Raw genomic sequence first — 18048 nt, 5'->3', positions numbered from 1 at the left:
GCCCTGCGGGTCAGAGTGCGAAGGCCACCTCTTTTTCGAACCCGGTCAGCACCGGTGCGGTGGCGTTAAAAGAAAACCGCCAAGTGATGGCTCCGTCGATCTTCCAGCCGACTTTGACCGTCCCCAGCGCCCCATCCATGAAAATACAGGCAATACGCCCGCCGTCCTTGAGTTGCCCGGCAATCGTCTCGGGCAGTTGCTCGATCCCGCCTTCGATGACGATCGCATCGTAGGGGCCGTGCTGCGGCGCGCCTTCTGCGAGCGAGCCGGTGTGCTGGATCACGTTGTCCGCATGTTCCATCAGCAGCGGCAGCGCTTCTCCGGCAAGCTCTTCATCGTCTTCGACGGCCACCACGGCCTCGGCGATGCGAGCGATGACCGCCGCGCTGTAGCCCTGCGCCGAGCCGATATCGAGCACCAGATCGTCGCCATCGACGTTCAGCGCATCCAGCATCTTGGCAAAGGTCCGGGGATCAAGCACCACGCGCCCGCCGCCAAGCTCGATGTTGCGCCCCACATAGGCCGCATCCTTCACTTCGTCGGGCACGAAAAGCTCACGCGGGACACGCAGCATCGCGTCGATAATGGGAAACTTGGTAACGTCCGACGGACGGACCTGTGTATCAACCATCATACGGCGAAGGGTGACGAAATCGGTCATCCGCTAAACTCTTCCGTTCAGATATCCTGACTAAGTTTTTGCCACAGTTGCCTCTGCGGGGCAATGACCGGCTGCCGACAAATGCATGCAGTGGCACCCGACTGTGGCGCGGGTGCTTCGAAAACCGGAAAAATCCGGAGCTTTGAAATATATCGAGAAAAAACGTTAGGCACCGCGATCACGCCTGCGTGTGCCCGAACGCACATTGACCGGACGGGCCCGAAAGGCCCATCCGTCACCGTGCAAAGGCTGCGCGCCTATTCTTTGCGCATCGCCTGCCCTGCGGCGCGACCAGCGAGAAACGCCTCGATCATCGAGCCGACGGGGGCCGAGGCGGGCACCGGCGTTACCGGCACGCGCGGGCGCACCGGCACGTAGAAAAGCAGCAGGGCCAGCACCAGATAAATGCCGCCAAACGCCAGCGCGGCATGGATCGTGCCGTACATCTCGACCAGCGTCAGCCAGCCAGCGATGGAAAAGAAAAGTGCCGCGACGGCCAAACAGACCGCCCCGGCGATGTTGCGGCCGACCCGTGTCAGGCCGGCTCTCAGTCTTGCCTCGAACAGGGCGAACAAACGCGATTACCTCCGGCTGCCGATGTAACCGATCAGGAAGCCGACGGCGGCAGCAAGTCCGATGGCTTGGAACGGGTTGGCCTGAATCTGGCCGCGGGCGTCGTTTTCAAGCTGCGATACGCGCATGCCCGCCTCGCGCAGGGCGTCCTCGCCCTTGCCGCGCATTTCCTGCGCCTTGGCCTCACCGGCTGCCTTGTATTCAGCACCGCGGCGCTTGCCGATGTCGCCGACCAGTTCCGCCAGCGCCGACACATCGCTGCGCAGCGTCTTGATCTGTTCGCTCAGTGCTTCGCTGTCGCTGGGCATGGGCTCGGGGGTTTTGGTGGTGCCGTTCGTCTTGGTTGCAGTCTGGGCCATGGGGACGTCCTCCGTCTGCGATTGCCTTTGGTAAAGCAACACTGGAAGTCTGCGCGAAGTTCCGCTCCGCGCGCAAGTTTCCTTACCACGCGGCAGGCGCTTCGGCCTTGCGCGACATCAATTCCGCGTCTCGCCCGTGTCTTTACTCCCCCAATGCGATCCCCTCGCGGCGCGGATCGGCGCCCCCACGAAGCGTTTCGCCCACTGCGATGACATGAAGCCCCGAGTTGAGGCCGCGCAGATCCGTCTCAAATCCGATCTCGCCCAGAGGGCCCGCCAGCGCCTCGGCCTCGGTGCCCGCTTCGATGTCCATCGTGCCGAAGCGGTTGAGCACATGCGGCGCGGCGACGGCGGCCTGCGGGTCCATGCCCCAGTCGATCTGGTTGATCACCGCCTGCGCCACATAGCCGATGATCCGGCTGCCGCCCGGCGAGCCCACCACCATCACCGGCGCACCCTCTTGCATCACGATGGTCGGCGCCATCGACGAGCGCGGACGCTTGCCCGGCTCCAGCCGGTTGGCGATGGGCCGCCCCTCGTCATGGGTGGCAAAGCTGAAATCGGTCAGTTCGTTGTTGAGCAGAAAGCCCCGCACGAAGAGCCGCGAGCCAAAGCCGTTCTCGATGGTGGTGGTCATCGACAGCGCGTTGCCCTGCCCGTCGACGATCGAGATGTGGCTGGTCGAGGGAAACTCGATGGAGCGGTCATCGGCCCAAAGTTGCGCGTGGTCCCACTGCGGCTCGCCGGGGGCGACCTCGGTCAGCGCGGTCTCGCCCGACAAAAGCTCGGCGCGGTGCTGCAGATAGACCGGATCCGCCAGCCCCTCGGTCGGCATGGGGACAAAATCGCTGTCCGCCATGTAGCGGCCCCGGTCGGCAAAGGCGAGCCGCGAGGCATCGCCGATCAACCGCCACGCCTCGGCGCTGTCCGGCCCAAGGGCGGCCAGATCATAGGGCTCGAGCATCCCGAGGATCTGCCCGACGGTCAGCGCGCCCGAGGATGGCGGCCCCATGCCGCAGACCTCATGGGCGCGGTAGGGCACACAGACAGGCGCACGTTCGATCACGTCATACAGCGCCAGATCGGCGCTGCTGAGCTTGCCGGGGTTGCCCTCGGCCTCGCGCACGGTCCGCACGATATCCTCGGCGATCTCGCCGGTGTAGAAGGCGCGGCTGCCCTCTGCGGCGATGGCCTTCAGCGTGTCCGCATAGGGCTGGTTGGTGATCCTCTGCCCCGCCTGCAGCGCCGTGCCGCCGGGGAAGAAATACGCCTCGGTCTCGGGAAAGCGGCGCAGGCGCTCATCGTCGCCCGCGACCAGTTCGGCCAGACGCGGTGAGACGGCAAAGCCGTCTTCGGCCAGCGCGATCGCCTCGTCGAAGAGGCCCGCCCAATTCGCCGCGCCCCAGCGCCGGTGTGCCTCTTCCATCAGGCGCGGCGTGCCGGGGGTGCCGACCGAGAGCCCGCCGACCACCGCGTCGAAGAACCCTAGCGGCGCGCCAGCCTCATCCTGAAAATGGGTCGGGCGCGCATCCAGTGGCGCGGTCTCGCGCCCGTCGAGCGTGGTCAGGCTCTGGGTCTTGGCGTCATACCAGACAAGGAAAGCCCCGCCGCCAAGGCCCGAGCTTTGCGGCTCGACCAGACCCAGCACCGCCTGCACCGCCACCATGGCATCCGCGGCGCTACCGCCTTCGCGCAGCACCCGCGCCCCGGCCTCTACCGCGAGCGGGTTCGCCGCGGCGATCATCCAGTCGTCGGCCTCGGTGGGCACGCCCTGCGCCTTGGCATCGAGCGCCGCCTGCGCCGCCGGAGAGAGCGTCTCGAACGCCGCGCCGGTGGTGGCCGCTTCGGGCGCAACGGCATCCGCCGCCTGCTGCGCCGCGAGGGGCCCGGCGAAGGGGGGCGCAAGGGTCAGAAGCAGGGCGGCAGCGAGACCGGCGGGATATAGGGTGGCGCGCATCGGGATCCTCCAAGCTGGGCGCCTGACACGTCATTTTGCATCAGCGCTCGATGAAGGATGGTATCGCGCGCGGCGCGTTTCGCAACCGCGCGGAGGTTCTCCGCAGCAGGCTCAGCCCAGCGGCGCGACCTCGACCAGCGCGGTATGCGCCGAGCAGCCCTGCCCCAGCGACGAGGTCCCCTTGTCGCGGGTCAGCACGTTGGGGTTGCCATGCGGGTCGATGTTTTCGGACGCATCGCCGTACCACGCGCCGGTCGGCAGTGCGACGACGCCAAGCCGGATGTCATCGCTGACCACCGCCCGCGCCCGCACCGCGCCGCGGGCATTGCGCAGCATCACCAGATCGCCCGATGCGATGCCGCGCGGGCGCGCATCCTCGGGGTGGATCAGCACCCGCTCGGGCCGCGCGTCTGGCTGATCGGCCAGCGCTGCCTCAAGCTGGCTGTGCAGCTTGTCACCCGGCTGCGGCGAGACGAGATGCAGCGGCGTCTGCGCGCTGGCCGTGCCGAGCCATTCGGTGGGCGGCAGCCAGACCGGATGCCCCGGACAATCCGCGTAACCGAAGCTATCCACCGTCTCGGAAAAGACCTCGATCTTGCCCGATGGCGTGTTCAGCGCGTGCCCTTCGGGATCGGCACGGAAGCGGGCAAGGAAGGACGGCAGCGGCGGCTCCTGCACGATTGGCAGCTTGACCCAGTTGCGCGCGCGCAGCTCGTCGAATTCGGGCACCTCGATGCCTGCCTCGGCGCCGCTGGCGCGGTAGCCCTCGTAGAGATGCCGCAGCCACTCCTCGCTGCTGCGCCCTTCGGTGAAGCGCGCGCCCGCGCCCATCCGCTCGGCCAGCCCGGCGAAAATATCGTAATCGTCGCGCGCCTCGCCGACCGGCGGGATCAGCGCAGGCATGTTGAAGAGATACTCGTCGAGATCGGTGCGGCCGATGTCCTCGCGCTCATAGCTGGTGGTGGCCGGAAAGACGATGTCGGCGCGCTTGGCGGTGGCGGTCCACCACGGCTCGTTGACGATCACCGTCTCGGGGCATTTCCACGCCTCATGCAGGTGGTTGAGATCCTGATGGTGGTGGAACGGGTTGCCGCCAGCCCAGTAGACGAGGCGAATGTCGGGATACGGCGCGCGCTGCCCGTTGAAATCATAGGGCACGCCGGGGTTTTCCAGCATGTCGGCGATCCGCGCCACGGGGATGAAGGTGCCGACCGGGTTCTGCCCCTGATCGAACGTCACGCCGCGCAGCGACTTCATCGATTTGCCGATGCCGCCGATGGCGCCATAGCCATAGCCGACACCGCCGCCCGGCAGGCCGATCTGCCCGAGCATCGCCGCCAGCACCGCCGACATCCAATAGGGCTGCTCGCCTTGCTCGGCGCGCTGCAGCGACCAGGCGACAGTGATCAGCGTGCGGGTCGAGGCCATGCGGCGGGCCAGCGCGCGGATCGTCTCGGGATCGGTGCCGCAGATCGGGCTGGCCCATTCCGGGGTCTTCGGCAGCCCGTCGCTCTCGCCCATCAGATAGGGGCGGAACCGCTCGAAACCGACCGAGTAGCGCGCGAGGAACGCGTGATCCGTCAGCCCCTCTTGTTCCAGCACGAAGGCCAGCGCCAGCATCAGCGCGGTGTCAGAGCCGGGCCGCACCGGCAGCCACTCGCAGCCCTCGGGCGCGTCGCGGCGCTGCGGGCCGATGTTGACGCAGCGCATGCCTTTGTCGTGGAACCGCTCGAACCAGCTTTGCGTGTCGTGGCGGGTGATGCCGCCCATGCTCACCTGCGCGTTCTTGCGGTTGATGCCGCCGAACATCACCAGCGTTTCGGTGTTCTCGGCGATGGTCTGCCAGCTGTCCTGCGAATTGTAGAGATAACGCAGGAAGGGCACGCCGAAGACATGCGGCATGATCGCCTGCGCGCAGCCGGTCGAGTAGCTGCCGAAGGAGGCGACATAGCCGCCGATGCTGTTCAGGAAGCGGTGCACCTGACTTTGCGCGTGGTGAAAGCGCCCGGCGGAGGACCAGCCGTAAGAGCCGCCGAAGATCGCTTCATTGCCGTGAGTCTTGCGGATGCGGTCGATCTCGGCGGCGGCGATATCCAGCGCCTCATCCCACGGCAGCTCGACAAACTCATCGTGGCCGCGGCTGCTGCGGTCGCGGCGCTCGAGCCAGCCGCGGCGGATCGAGGGACGGGTGATGCGGCTGCTGTGATGAACGGCGGCCGGGACGGCTTGCGGGATGTCGCTGGGCTCGGGGTCGCCCGCAAAGGGCGCGGTGCCGGTGATGCGGTCGCCTTCGGTCGTCACCTCGAAAGCGCCCCAATGGCTGGTGGTGACGCGGGTCTGGCGCGCGGCGCGGGGGATGTCGTTGGCGGTCATGGCGGCGGGCTCCGAAGCGAAGTGTCTTGGAGGCAGAGTAACACGATATGGCGCGGCAAATGACAAGGGAGGTCGGGCGGCGCGCGGGCGCTCGGTTCGGCTTCCCTGTGGGCAAGTCGCTCCCTTCTCGCTGCCGAGAGGCCGGGCGGTCACGGATCGTCGGACATCGGGGCGGCGGAGAAGTCGAAATCGAAATCGCTGACCTCCTCTCCGTCCTCGGGCATGGCGGCGGCGGCGTCAAAGCCGCCCGCGAAATCCGCCGCGAAGTCATCCGTCCCGCCGAGCGCCGGAAGATCGGGCAGCCCCGAGGCGATCTCGTCGAGCCCGAACTCCGCCGCCTCGGAGGGGGCAGGCGCGGCATCCACCATCGGCGATGCCGCCGGTGCGGAGGCCACCGGGGCCGGTGCGGCCTGTGCGGCCTGTGCCGCGCTCGCTGCCGCGCCCTGTCCTTTCGGCCAACTGAGGCGGATCGCCCGCATGCCGTTCATCTGGCCCAGTCGCCCGCCCGCCACCGGCTTTGCCGTGACCGGCGACGCCCCGGCGTAGAGCGTCACCCGGTCAAGCACATCGGGCGGAAGCGGCAGGATATCCCCGGGCTTCAGCGCCTGCGCCTTTCCCAGCGGCATCCGCAATGCGCCGAGCACCGCCCGCAGTTGCGCCGGCAGCAGCTCCATCTTGCGGGCGTTGCCGCCGCTATCGGCCTCGCCCCCCGCGCGCTGCGCGCCCGGCCTTTCGGGCAGGAAGAGGCGCAGCCCCCCCTTGCGGCGGCCAAGCGCAAGGTCGATCTCGGCCCGGAAACCAAGGTAGCCCGGCGCGTCCAGCAACATCCCCGCGGCGCGGGCATCTTCGAGCATCGCCCCAAAGCGGAACCCTTCGAGTTGCGCGCGCAAAGGGTGATCTTCCAGAAACCTTGGAAATCGTTCGAGCATCCCCTCAAGCAATGGCGCGCTCATCGCGGCGTCGGTGGCGGTATAGGGGCGCGGATCGGCGGGCATCTGCGTGACCTGCAGCATGGTCTGCACCTCGGTCAGGCCGACCACCAGATCACGCTCCAGCGACACCAGACCGACCACGCCATCCGGGCCGTCGAGCAGCACCAGCAGCGCATCGGGACGCAGTTGCGCCACGACGCCATCCTGATCGAAGTGATCGAGATCGACCGCCCGTGTGACCAGCGCGAGATCCCACAGCACATCGGCGGTGCGCGAGAGCGCCCGCCGCAGCGCCTTGGCGGGCGACATGGCGCGCGCCTCGAACGCGCGGCGCGCGGCATCCGCCTTGCGGCTGAGCACGTTTCCGGCCCCCATAGGCCCGGCACCCTCAGGCCCGGAACCCTGCGGCCCGGACCCGATCGGCGATCTAGCAGCATCCTGAGGTCTGTCGGCGTCTGGCATCTTCCCTTTCGGCCCGATCTGCGGCGCACTCCCGGCACCGCTTATGGGCCAAATTGGTTACCATCGGCTTTAGCCCGGCTTCAGCCGCAGCCACTATTGCGCCGCGATCGCCAGATCGGCGGGCAGGCTGACCCGGAAAGAGGCACCACCCCGCCCCGGCACATAGCTGATCTCGCCGCCAAGCCGCGTGACGATCTGCCGGCAGATCGCCAGCCCCAGCCCCGCGCCGCCCGCCTTCTGATCGCTGACCCGGCTGAACTTTTCGAAAATGAAATCCTGCGCCTCTGCCGACACGCCCGAGCCGTTGTCGGTGAAATCAATGGCCAGCCGCGCGCCAGGCCGGACCGAGATCTCAAGCACCGGCTTTGCCGCGTCGCAATACTTGCGGGCGTTGGCGACCAGATTGATGAACACCTGGCTGAGCCGGTCGAGATCGGTGTGCAGCATGATCTGCTCCGCCGCAGGGTCGCGGCGTATCTCCAGCCGCGCCCCCGCCTCATCCGCCGCAGCAGCCGCCACCGCCCGGTCGAGCAAGTCCGACAGCAGGCCGCTGCGCAGGTTGAGGCTGACCTGCCCGTTCTCCAGCACCGAAAGATCCAGCAAATCGTCGAGCAGACGCGTGAGGCGGATCGCCTCGTCGTGGATGATCGAGGCGTATTTGGTCTTTTCCTCGGGCTTCATGCCGCCGGTGTCGCGCAGGATCTCTGAAAAGGCGCGGATCGAGGTCATCGGGGTGCGCAACTCATGGCTGATCTGGCTCAGGAAGGCATCCTTTTGCACCGACAACCGGGTGAGCTTGGCGTTGGCCTCGCGCAACTGCGCGGCGGTGCGCGCCAGTTCCTGAGACTGCGCCTCGAGCCGGGCCGAATATTCCATCATCTGCGCGGTCTCATCGGCCACGGCCATCAGGTCCTCGACCGAGACCGACATGCCGCCGACGATCTGCCCGACCATGGCGTGCGCCGTTGCCGCGCCCACCGACCCGGCCAGTTCGCGCTCCAGCGTTTCCAGAAACCGCGGCGTCACATCGGGCAGCGGGCCGCGGGCGCCCTGCCGCTCGGCCTCGCGCTCGAACAGCCGCTGCGCGTCGCGCGCGCCCAAGATGCGCTGCGCCATGATCATCAGATCCTCGCTCTGCGCGACGTTGCCGGTCCAGCTGCGGGGGGAGGTCGAATGCTCGAAGACATTGACGAATTGCGCCCCCTGCAGGCGTTCGATGGGCTGCGGGAAGCTGAGCAGCGAGGCGAGGACGAAACCGCCGGTGTTCAGCGTCATCGACCAGAAAAAGGCATGCAGCAGCGGGTCCATGCCCGACAGGCCAAACATGCCCTGCGGACGCAGCCAGCCGATGCCGAACGGCCCCTCGAGCAGCCACGCTTCGGGCAGGAAGACCCCCGGCCCGAAAGACGGCAGGAACAGCGAATAACCCCAGCAGCAGAAGCCGAGCAGCAGGCCGGTGACCGCCCCGAGCCGGGATCCGCCGCGCCAGAAAATGCCGCCCAGCATCGACGGCAGCACCTGCGCGAGCCCCACGAAGGAGACGAAACCGATGGTGGCCAGCGCCTCGCCGCCGCCCGACAGGCGGTAGTAGAGATAGCCCAGCATCACCACGCCGATGATCGACAGCCGCCGCGCCAGCAGCACCACATGCCGCACGTCGCCCGATACCGTCGCGCCGGTTTGCGCAAAGCGCAGCCAGAGCGGCATCACCACATGGTTCGACACCATGGTCGACAGCGCGATGGCGGCGACGATGACCATCGAGGTGGCCGAGCTGAAGCCGCCGAGGAACGACAGCACCGCCAGCCCGCCCTGCCCCTGCGACAGCGGCAAAGTCAGCACGAAGAGATCGGGGTTCGACCCCTCGGGCAGCAGATCGAGACCGATCACCGCGATCGGCACCACGAAAAGGCTGATCAACCCCAGATAGAGCGGAAAGGCCCAGCTTGCGGTGCGCAGGTGGGTCTCATTGTCGTTCTCCACCACCAGCACCTGAAAGATACGCGGCAGGCAGAGGAAGGCCGCCGCCGAGAGCATGATCACCCCGGCCCAGCGGCCGCCGTCGATGCGCCATTGGCCAAGTTCCGAGGCGTCGATCCGCGCCAATGTCTCTGTCAGCCCGCCGCCCAGTCCCCAGACCACGAAGACCCCGACCGCCAGCAGCGCGAAGAGCTTCACCACCGCCTCGACGGCAATGGCCATGACCACACCGTTGTGGCGCTCGTTGGCGTCGAGGTTGCGGGTGCCGAAGATCACCGTGAAAAGCGCCAGCCCGGCGGCGAGCCAGAGCGCGGTGTGCCCCTGCCCATCGCCGGACGCCGGATCGCCCGCCGAGAAGACCTCGAAGCTGAGCGTCACCGACTGCAATTGCAGCGCGATATAGGGCGTGGTGCCGATGACCGCGAGGATGGTTACGCCCACGGCGAGCGAGTTGGACTTGCCGTAGCGCGACGAGATGAGGTCGGCCACCGAGGTGATGCGCTGCGAGCGGCCAATGCGCACCAGCTTGCGCAGGATCCACCACCAGCCGACCAGCACCAGCGACGGCCCGAGGTAGATGGCGAGATATTCGAACCCGGTGCGCACCGCCGAGCCGACCGCGCCGTAGAAGGTCCAAGCGGTGCAGTAGATCGACAGCGACAAGGTATAGACCAGCGGCGAGCGCAGCCAGCGGGCCTGCCCGCGCAGGGCGATGCGCTCGGCGGCAAAGGCGATGACAAAGAGGAACAGCGCATAGCCGAGACAGACGGCGACCAGCGTGTTGAGCATCGCCTAGTCTCCCCCGTCTCCCGGCCCCGGACGCCCCAGCGCCCAGGCGATGCCCGCGGCAAACAGCACCAGCGCCAGCCAGACACCAAAGAGATAGACGATCACCGCCGAACTGCGCACGCCCTCGGTCGGGTCTTCCTGCCAGAGCAGCGGCACCAGCCACAAAAGCGCCCCGAGGAAGGGGAGCACACGCGCCCCGTCCATCACCCGGCGGCGGCGATAGGACTGCCGCTCGAGAAAGACCGGCGGCGTGCCGCGGCGGGGCGCCTCTTCGCTCATGCCTCTTTCGGCGCGCCGCTCAGCAGGGCACGCACGGTCTCGAGCATTTCGCTGTTGGCGAATGGCTTTGACATGAAGGCGCTGACCCCTTCGCGTTCGGCCATCTCGCGGTCGCGGGTCTGGCCGCGCGCCGTCAGCATCAGCACCGGCAATTCGGCGGTGGCCGGATCGGCGCGCAGATCGCGCAGGATGTCGTAGCCGCTCTTTCCGGGCAGCATGACATCAAGGATCAGCAGATCGGGACTCACATCGCGCAGCCGGTCATTGGCCGTGGTGCCGTCGGAATGGGTCTCTACGTCGAGCCCTTCGCGCGACAGGATGAAGCTGATCGCTTCGATGATATTCGGCTCATCCTCGATCAGCAGCACGTGTTTGGACATGCACCCCTCTCTCCATGGCCCCAGCCACTCCCCTGCCCGGCGCCATGGTTTTCTCCCCCATGAGCTTTTGTTATCGCCAATGTTTCACCCCCTGTCAAAAAGAGACGCCGCCTAAAGCGCCTGCTCCGCTGCGTCACCCAGAAGCGACGGCTCGCGCCGCGCCGGACAGTGGGCCCGCGGACAGATGCGGCAGGTGGCGCCCACCAGTTCGGTCTCTTCGCCGCCGCGTTCGGGCCCGGCCGGGGTGATCATCATATGCGCCTCGAAGATCGGGTCGCGGTTGGCCTGCGGCAGACCCGCGGGCTGCGCCACCGCCCAGGCCCGCACCGCGCCGCCCTGCCGCCCGGCAAGCCGCACCCGGCGCGAGAGCACCGCCATGGGGCGGCTGAGCGCCGGGAACAGCGGCCAGAGCGGGCAGTCGGCACCAAAGCGCGGGATCGGGAAATCCGGCAGCGGCTTGCGGAAGGTGAGCGCGCCCGAGGCGTCGCAGATCGCCAGACCCACCGGGCCGCAGGCCGCCTCTGCGGGCAGCGCGGCAAGCCGCCGCATGGCCCGCGCCGGATCGCAGCCGAACCGTTGCAGCAGCGCCAGCGGGTCCGCCCCATCCTGCGAGACGGCAGCAAGCAAGGGCTTTAGCGGCAGCGCGAGCGCGTCCTCGGCATAGGTGGACAGCGCCTGCCGCAGCAGGATCCGCGCGTTGCCCGAGAGGTCCGCCCCAAGCTCCTCCGCCAGCGTTTCGGGATCGAGCCCCTTTTCGAGCGACGGAAAGTGATAGCCCGCCGCCTCGAAAACGGCGGTCACCTCTTCCTGTGGCGTGCCGCTTTCGCGCGCCGCCTTGCCCTCGGCCTCGAGATAGCTGACGAGGCTGCGGCTGCTCTCTGCCAGCCGGGCGCTGTCTTCGTGGATGTTGCGGTGAAAGCGGCGCTGCCAGTCCGGGTCGATCGCCTCGGGCTCGTTGAGGATCGTAGCCGCCGAGCGGATCGCGGTAACGGTCGACAGCATCTCGTGCAGCGCCCCGGCTAGCTGCGGGTCATGGGCGAGCCGGTCGCTGAGGGTCTCGACGCTGCGCTCCAGCGTTTCGACACGGGCATGCGCCTCGGCCAGCAGCCGCGCCCAGCCGGGAAATCTTCCTGCGAATTCATCGACCCGGTCCAATTCCGCCGCGTTGCCGCGCAGGGTGCCCGCCGCCTCGCGCAGTGCGGCAATCAGCGCGGCCTCTGCGCCCTCGGTCAGGATCGACGGTTCGACCTTGAGTATTTCCGCCAGATCGAGCAGCAATTTTCCGCCGATTCTGCGGCGATTGTGTTCGATCAGGTTGAGATAAGATGCGGAAATGCCCGCCTGGCGTGCAAGATCGGCCTGTTTCAAGCCCAGAATCGTGCGTCTTTCGCGGATTCGACTGCCGGTCAGCGTATCGCGGGGCATAGTGGTTCCTGAACCCTTTCAAGGCCTTTCTGCGGCGCCAAATAAATTTCTTTACACTATACCCTAATGCTTTGTGCATTTGTTGACAAAAAAATCGTTAACTCAAAAGCAGTTGTTGCGTGATTTTCTTTCGTGGCCCGATACTGATTTTGCACGGGAATGTGTTTTGCGCCCTAGGGAAGAGGAGCCCGACGGCGCAAATATCCAAATGGGAGGAAATTCATGTCCAAGTCGACTCTGACACGCCGTGGCGTGCTGAGAACTGGTGCCGTGGCGGGAGCCGGTGTGGCCCTGCCGACGATCTTTACCAGTTCGTCCGCGTCCGCCTTCACCAATGAGCCCACCGGCGGTTCGGTCACCCTCGGCTTCAACGTGCCGCAGACCGGCCCCTATGCCGATGAAGGCGCCGACGAGCTGCGCGCTTTCGAGCTGGCGGTCGAGCATCTGAACGGCGGCGGTGACGGCGGCATGCTGAACACCTTCAGCTCGAAGACGCTGGATGGCACCGGCATTCTTGGCAAGAAGGTCGAATTTGTCACCGGCGACACGCAGACCAAATCCGATGCCGCCCGCGCCAGCGCCAAATCGATGATCGAAAAGGACGGCGCGGTGATGATCTCGGGCGGGTCGTCCTCGGGCGTCGCCGTGGCCGTGCAGGGCCTGTGCCAAGAGGCAGGCGTGATCTTCATGGCGGGCCTCACCCACTCCAATGACACCACCGGCAAGGACAAGAAGGCCAACGGTTTCCGCCACTTCTTCAACGCCTATATGTCGGGCGCGGCGCTGGCGCCGGTGCTGGCCAAGCAGTATGGCACCGACCGCAAGGCCTACCACCTGACCGCCGACTACACATGGGGCTGGACGCAGGAAGAGTCGATCAAGGCGGCCACCGAGGCGCTTGGCTGGGAGACCGTCAACACGGTCAAGACCCCGCTCGCCCAGACCGACTTCTCGTCCTACATCGCGCCGGTGCTGAACTCGGGCGCCGACGTGCTGATCCTGAACCACTACGGCGGAAACATGGTCAACTCGCTGACCAACGCCGTGCAGTTCGGTCTGCGCGACAAGCTGGTCAACGACAAGAACTTCGAGATCGTCGTGCCGCTCTACTCGCGCCTGATGGCGCGCGGTGCGGGCGAGAACGTGAAGGGTATCTTCGGCTCGACCAACTGGCACTGGTCGCTGCAGGACGAGGGCTCGAAAGCCTTCGTGCAGAGCTTTGGCACCAAATACGGCTTCCCGCCGAGCCAGGCCGCGCACACCTGCTATGTGCAGACGCTGCTCTATGCCGATGCCGTGCAGCGCGCGGGCTCGTTCAACCCGTGCGAGGTTGCGGCGGCGCTCGAGGGCTTCGAGTTCGACGGTCTGGGCAATGGCCCGACGCTCTACCGCGCCGACGATCACCAGTGCTTCAAGGACGTTCTGGTGGTGCGCGGCAAGGAGAACCCGGAGTCGGAGTTCGACCTGCTGGAAGTGGTCGAGGTCACCCCGCGTGCGCAGGTGGAATATGCCCCCGATCACCCGATGTTCGCTGGCGGCAGCCTCGGGTCCTGCAACCCGGGCGCCTGAGCTCAACCAGACAGCGGGCCGCGTCGCGTTGCGCGGCCCCCATCCAAGCGTTCCCGGCCCCGCGCCGGGAGCGCCCGCACTTCCTTTGACCTGAAGGCCGGGACATGGACGCAATCATTCTTCAAATCCTGAACGGGCTCGACAAGGGCTCGGCCTATGCGCTGATCGCGCTGGGGCTCACGCTCATCTTCGGCACGCTCGGGGTGGTCAACTTCGCCCATGGCGCGCTCTTCATGATCGGCGCCTTCTGCGCCGTCACCCTCAACCGCATCCTGACCCTGTCGCATCAGGTGGTCGACGAAAGCCGCAAGGACTTCCTCGGCAACCCGCTGAAGGTCGACGTGCCCTATGTGAACGACTGGTTCGGAGAGGCTGCGGGCGCCGCGATCATCGACTGGTCTGTGCCGCTCGCCATCCTCTTCTCGATCCCGGTGATGATCGCCATCGGTGTGATCATGGAGCGCGGGCTGATCAAGCATTTCTACCGCCGCCCCCACGCCGACCAGATCCTCGTGACCTTCGGCCTCGCCATCGTGCTGCAGGAGATCATCAAGTATTTCTATGGCGCCAACCCGATCCCGACGCCCGCCCCCGACGTGTTCCGCGGGTCTTTCGATTTCGGCGTGTTGCTGGGCTTTGATCCCAATGTGATCATCTACCCCTACTGGCGCCTCGTCTACTTCGGCTTCGCCGCGCTGATCGTCGGCGCCGTCTTCGCCTTCCTGCAGTTCACCACCTTCGGCATGGTGGTGCGTGCGGGCATGGCCGACCGCGAGACCGTGGGCCTGCTGGGCATCAACATCGACCGCCGCTTCACCATCATGTTCGGCCTTGCCGCCGCCGTGGCGGGGCTTGCGGGGGTGATGTACGCGCCGATCAATTCGCCCAACTACCACATGGGAATGGATTTTCTGGTGCTGAGCTTCGTCGTGGTGGTCGTCGGCGGCATGGGCTCGCTGCCCGGTGCGGTGCTGGCGGGCTTCGTTCTGGGCGTGCTCGAGAGCTTTGCGTCGATGAACGAGATCAAGTCGATCCTGCCCGGCATCGACCAGATCATCATCTATCTCGTCGCCATCATCATTCTGCTGACCCGTCCTCGGGGCCTTATGGGCCGCAAGGGCGTGATGGAGGACTAAGACCATGTTCGGACTTGGCAAAAAAGATACCACCGTCTTCGTGGTCGTCATCATTCTGGCGCTCTGCGCGCCGTTCATCCTCAACCCCTTCCCCACCGGCAGCTCGCTGGCGCAGTTCAACGCGGGCTATCCCGACCTGATGCAGCGCTTCGTGATCTTCGGCATCTTCGCCATCGGCTTTAACCTGCTGTTCGGCCTCACCGGCTATCTCAGCTTTGGTCACGCCGCCTTCCTCGGCATGGGCTCTTACGCCGCGGTGTGGATGTTCAAACTGCTGAGCATGAACGTCATCCCGGCGATCCTGCTGTCGATGATCGTGGCGGGGCTGTTCGCGGTGGTGATCGGCTACGTCAGCCTGCGCCGCTCGGGCATCTACTTCTCGATCCTGACGCTGGCCTTCGCGCAGATGAGCTACAACCTTGCCTATTCGGTGCTCACCCCGATCACCAATGGCGAGACCGGCCTGCAGATCACCCTCGATGATCCGCGCATTCTGGGCAGTTCGGCCACCGCCGACGGCGGCATCCCGGTGACCAACCTCTTCGGGCTGGAGATGCGCAACTTCACCACGCTCGACATCGCCGGGTGGAGCTTCAACTTCTCGGTCGGCTACTACCTCTGCGCCGCCATCATGATCATCGCCTTCTATGTGGCGATCCGCATCTTCCGCTCGCCCTTTGGCATGATGCTGCGCGCCATCAAGTCGAACCAGCAGCGACTTTACTACACTGGCCTCAACGCCCGCCCCTACACGCTCGCCGTCTTCGTGATCTCGGGCATGTATGCGGGGCTCGCGGGCGGGCTCATGGCCTCGATGGATCCGCTGGCCGGCCCCGAGCGGATGCAGTGGACCGCTTCCGGCGAGGTGGTGCTGATGACCATCCTCGGCGGCGCGGGAACCCTGATCGGCCCGGTGCTGGGCGCGGGTTTCATCAAGTATTTCGAGAACATCTTCTCGAAGATCAACGACAGCGTGCTGCACGGCTGGTTCGCCTTCCTGCCCGACGGGCTGGAGAATTTCATCGTCACGCTTGTCCATCCCTTCGTTGGCAAGGGCTGGCACCTGACGCTGGGCCTGCTGTTCATGCTGGTGGTGATCTTCCTGCCCGGCGGACTGGTGGAAGGCGGTCAGCGGATCGCGAGGGCGCTCAAGCGAGACAAGCCCGAAGACAATGGCGCGGCCAGCAAGGCCAGCCAAGAACCCGCAGAGTAAGGAGGCGCAGATGGGCATTCTTGAAGTCAAAGACGTCAACAAGCGCTTCGGCGGGCTCAAGGCGCTGTCGGAGGTGAACCTCAGCGTCACCGAAAACACCGTGCACGCGATCATCGGCCCCAACGGCGCGGGCAAATCGACCCTGCTCAACTGCCTCGTCGGCAAGCTGATCCCCGACACCGGATCAGTGATGTTCGACGGGCAGTCGGTGCTCGGCCGCAAGCCCTTCGAGATCAACCAGATGGGCATCTCCCGCGTGTTTCAGACGCCCGAGATCTTCGGCGATCTGACGGTGATGGAGAACATGATGATCCCGCTCTTCGCCCGCCGCGACGGGGCCTACCGGCTGCACGCCTTCCGCTCGGTCGAGAGCGAGGCGGAGCTGCGCAGCCGCGCCGAGGCCATGCTCGAGGATGTGAAGATGCTCGACAAGCGGCACATGCATTCGGCCTCCATGTCGCGCGGCGACAAGCGGCGGCTCGAAATGGCCATGTGTCTGGTGCAGGAGCCGCGCCTCTTGCTGCTCGACGAGCCCACTGCGGGCATGGCGCGCGCCGACACCAACAACACGATCGACCTGCTGAAAGAGATCAAGGAAAAGCGCGACATCACCATGGCGATCATCGAGCACGATATGCATGTGGTCTTCAGCCTCGCCGACCGGATCACCGTGCTCGCTCAGGGCACGCCGCTGGTCGAGGATTCCCCCGAAAACATCAAGGGCCACCCCAAGGTGCGCGAAGCCTACCTCGGCGAAGCGGCGTAAGGAGAGAACCAGATGAACGTCAGACCGGATTTTTCCAAGAACGCCAATATGGCCGAAACGGCCCCGGCCTTCCTGTCGGTGTGGGACATGCATTCCTACTACGGCGAAAGCTACATCGTGCAGGGCATCAGCTTCAACGTGCATGAGGGCGAGATCGTCGCCCTGCTTGGCCGCAATGGCGCCGGCAAGACGACGACGCTGCGCTCCATTGCCCGGCTCAACTCGCCGCAGGTCCAGCGCGGCGAGATCTGGCTCGATCACAAGCCGCTGCACACGATGTCCTCTTACGAGGCGGCGACCGCCGGGCTTGGCCTCGTGCCCGAAGACCGGCGGATCATTCCCGGGCTGACGGTCGAGGAGAACCTGCAACTGGCGCAGATCGCCCCGCCCATCGGCTGGTCGATCGAACGGCTTTACGATCTCTTCCCGCGCCTCGGCGAGCGCCGCAAGCAGGAGGGCGTGACCCTCTCTGGCGGCGAGCAGCAGATGCTGGCCATTGCTCGTGCGCTTGCCCGCGACATCAAGGTGCTGCTGCTCGACGAGCCCTATGAGGGGCTGGCGCCGGTGATCGTCGACGAGATCGAAAAGACCCTGCGCCACATCAAGGAACAAGGGATGACCACGATCCTCGTCGAACAGAACGCGGTGCGCGCGCTGCAACTGGCGGACCGGGCGATCATCCTCGACACGGGCTCGATCGTCTTTGACGGCACCGCCGCCGAAGTGCTCGAGAACGAAGAGCTGCGGGCGGAATATCTGGCGATCTGAACGCCATCCGCCCCGGGCCTTCCGCGGAAGGCCCCGCGCGCGGGTCGATGGGGACCGGCCCGCGCGCATTTCCAATCAGGGCGCCTTATCCGGGCTGCTCCGGTTGCCGCAGACACCTCGCCATACGGCCTGCGATCGCTCCCGCATCTCCGCCTGCACACGCGCCTCCGTGATCCGCTTTCACGCAAAGTGCCCTTGCTTTCGCCGCCGCAAGGCGCATCCTGCTCCGCAAAACAGGAGGAGACATCATGACGGACCCCGTCCTTCACGCCCCGTCCGAGGAGTTCGCCGAGAACGCTCTGATCGGCGCCGAGCAATACGACGAGATGTACGCGCAATCGATCTCCGACCCCGAGGGGTTCTGGGCCGCGGCGGCCCAGCGTCTGGAGTGGATGGCGCGGCCGACGAAGATCAAGGACACCTGCT

General features: G+C 66.2%; 16 protein-coding genes. 6 read left to right on the top strand and 10 right to left on the bottom strand.

Translation table 11 applies throughout. The features are described 5' to 3' along the window. Positions 1-10: 10 nt before the first annotated feature. The 10 genes from G0A00_RS00080 to G0A00_RS00035 form a co-directional block, all read right to left on the bottom strand. Complete coding sequence (locus tag G0A00_RS00080; RefSeq protein WP_164178901.1) at positions 11-661, bottom strand: protein-L-isoaspartate O-methyltransferase; 651 nt, start codon at positions 659-661, stop codon at positions 11-13. Positions 662-918: 257 nt separating this feature from the next. Continuing rightward, on the bottom strand, positions 919-1161 hold the full coding sequence (locus tag G0A00_RS00075) for a hypothetical protein (RefSeq protein ID WP_164178900.1): 243 nt from the start codon (positions 1159-1161) through the stop codon (positions 919-921). An 81-nt stretch (positions 1162-1242) separates the two neighbouring features. After that, positions 1243-1593 carry a YqjD family protein gene (locus G0A00_RS00070; RefSeq protein WP_164178899.1) on the bottom strand — a complete coding sequence of 117 codons (351 nt, stop codon included), beginning with the start codon at positions 1591-1593 and terminating at the stop codon, positions 1243-1245. Positions 1594-1735: 142 nt separating this feature from the next. After that, on the bottom strand, positions 1736-3550 hold the full coding sequence (gene ggt, locus G0A00_RS00065) for a gamma-glutamyltransferase (protein ID WP_164178898.1): 1815 nt from the start codon (positions 3548-3550) through the stop codon (positions 1736-1738). A gap of 111 nt (positions 3551-3661) precedes the next feature. Continuing rightward, positions 3662-5923 (bottom strand): molybdopterin-dependent oxidoreductase, encoded by a 2262-nt coding sequence (locus G0A00_RS00060; RefSeq protein WP_164178897.1) that lies wholly within the window; start codon positions 5921-5923, stop codon positions 3662-3664. Between the two features lie 149 nt (positions 5924-6072). Continuing rightward, the gene (locus tag G0A00_RS00055; RefSeq protein ID WP_164178896.1) at positions 6073-7230 is read right to left on the bottom strand and encodes a FliM/FliN family flagellar motor C-terminal domain-containing protein; all 1158 of its coding nucleotides are present in this window, start codon (positions 7228-7230) and stop codon (positions 6073-6075) included. Between the two features lie 180 nt (positions 7231-7410). Continuing rightward, on the bottom strand, positions 7411-10086 hold the full coding sequence (locus tag G0A00_RS00050) for an ATP-binding protein (protein WP_164178895.1): 2676 nt from the start codon (positions 10084-10086) through the stop codon (positions 7411-7413). Between the two features lie 3 nt (positions 10087-10089). Beyond that, complete coding sequence (locus tag G0A00_RS00045; protein ID WP_066101402.1) at positions 10090-10365, bottom strand: hypothetical protein; 276 nt, start codon at positions 10363-10365, stop codon at positions 10090-10092. After that, a complete protein-coding gene (locus tag G0A00_RS00040) occupies positions 10362-10745 on the bottom strand; it encodes a response regulator transcription factor (protein ID WP_164178894.1) in 384 nt (127 codons plus the stop codon). Before G0A00_RS00040 ends, G0A00_RS00045 begins: the two co-directional genes overlap by 4 nt. Before the next feature lie 111 nt (positions 10746-10856). Continuing rightward, complete coding sequence (locus tag G0A00_RS00035; RefSeq protein ID WP_164178893.1) at positions 10857-12170, bottom strand: helix-turn-helix domain-containing protein; 1314 nt, start codon at positions 12168-12170, stop codon at positions 10857-10859. Positions 12171-12392: 222 nt separating this feature from the next. On the opposite strand from G0A00_RS00035, the gene G0A00_RS00030 reads away from it, so the two are divergent. The 6 genes from G0A00_RS00030 to G0A00_RS26845 form a co-directional block, all read left to right on the top strand. Further along, positions 12393-13739, top strand: a complete 1347-nt coding sequence (locus tag G0A00_RS00030) for a substrate-binding protein (RefSeq protein WP_066101411.1) — start codon at positions 12393-12395, stop codon at positions 13737-13739. A gap of 104 nt (positions 13740-13843) precedes the next feature. After that, entirely contained in the window at positions 13844-14875 is a 1032-nt protein-coding gene (locus G0A00_RS00025) for a branched-chain amino acid ABC transporter permease (protein WP_164178892.1), read from the top strand. Between the two features lie 4 nt (positions 14876-14879). Further along, positions 14880-16088, top strand: a complete 1209-nt coding sequence (locus tag G0A00_RS00020; RefSeq protein WP_164178891.1) for a branched-chain amino acid ABC transporter permease — start codon at positions 14880-14882, stop codon at positions 16086-16088. Between the two features lie 10 nt (positions 16089-16098). Then, positions 16099-16854 carry an ABC transporter ATP-binding protein gene (locus tag G0A00_RS00015; RefSeq protein WP_164178890.1) on the top strand — a complete coding sequence of 252 codons (756 nt, stop codon included), beginning with the start codon at positions 16099-16101 and terminating at the stop codon, positions 16852-16854. Between the two features lie 12 nt (positions 16855-16866). Further along, entirely contained in the window at positions 16867-17622 is a 756-nt protein-coding gene (locus G0A00_RS00010; protein ID WP_066101423.1) for an ABC transporter ATP-binding protein, read from the top strand. A 248-nt stretch (positions 17623-17870) separates the two neighbouring features. Further along, positions 17871-18048: acetyl-coenzyme A synthetase N-terminal domain-containing protein (locus G0A00_RS26845; RefSeq protein WP_164178889.1), on the top strand; the 178-nt coding region annotated here is incomplete at its 3' end.

Origin of the sequence: Salipiger sp. PrR002, assembly GCF_010500775.1 — a bacterium.
Lineage (GTDB): Bacteria > Pseudomonadota > Alphaproteobacteria > Rhodobacterales > Rhodobacteraceae > Salipiger.
The sequence above is the reverse complement of the archived record's forward strand: the minus strand, read 5'-3'. Positions and strand labels throughout refer to the sequence as shown.

Excerpts from the sequence above, each read along its gene's own strand:
- G0A00_RS00045 (WP_066101402.1), bottom strand. The coding sequence starts at position 10,365 with ATGAGCGAAGAGGCGCCCCGCCGCGGCACGCCGCCGGTCTTTCTCGAG.
- G0A00_RS00080 (WP_164178901.1), bottom strand. The coding sequence starts at position 661 with ATGACCGATTTCGTCACCCTTCGCCGTATGATGGTTGATACACAGGTC.
- G0A00_RS00060 (WP_164178897.1), bottom strand. The coding sequence starts at position 5,923 with ATGACCGCCAACGACATCCCCCGCGCCGCGCGCCAGACCCGCGTCACC.
- G0A00_RS00015 (WP_164178890.1), top strand. The coding sequence starts at position 16,099 with ATGGGCATTCTTGAAGTCAAAGACGTCAACAAGCGCTTCGGCGGGCTC.
- G0A00_RS00025 (WP_164178892.1), top strand. The coding sequence starts at position 13,844 with ATGGACGCAATCATTCTTCAAATCCTGAACGGGCTCGACAAGGGCTCG.
- G0A00_RS00030 (WP_066101411.1), top strand. The coding sequence starts at position 12,393 with ATGTCCAAGTCGACTCTGACACGCCGTGGCGTGCTGAGAACTGGTGCC.
- G0A00_RS00035 (WP_164178893.1), bottom strand. The coding sequence starts at position 12,170 with ATGCCCCGCGATACGCTGACCGGCAGTCGAATCCGCGAAAGACGCACG.
- ggt (WP_164178898.1), bottom strand. The coding sequence starts at position 3,550 with ATGCGCGCCACCCTATATCCCGCCGGTCTCGCTGCCGCCCTGCTTCTG.
- G0A00_RS00050 (WP_164178895.1), bottom strand. The coding sequence starts at position 10,086 with ATGCTCAACACGCTGGTCGCCGTCTGTCTCGGCTATGCGCTGTTCCTC.
- G0A00_RS00010 (WP_066101423.1), top strand. The coding sequence starts at position 16,867 with ATGAACGTCAGACCGGATTTTTCCAAGAACGCCAATATGGCCGAAACG.
- G0A00_RS00020 (WP_164178891.1), top strand. The coding sequence starts at position 14,880 with ATGTTCGGACTTGGCAAAAAAGATACCACCGTCTTCGTGGTCGTCATC.
- G0A00_RS00040 (WP_164178894.1), bottom strand. The coding sequence starts at position 10,745 with ATGTCCAAACACGTGCTGCTGATCGAGGATGAGCCGAATATCATCGAA.
- G0A00_RS00055 (WP_164178896.1), bottom strand. The coding sequence starts at position 7,230 with ATGGGGGCCGGAAACGTGCTCAGCCGCAAGGCGGATGCCGCGCGCCGC.
- G0A00_RS00070 (WP_164178899.1), bottom strand. The coding sequence starts at position 1,593 with ATGGCCCAGACTGCAACCAAGACGAACGGCACCACCAAAACCCCCGAG.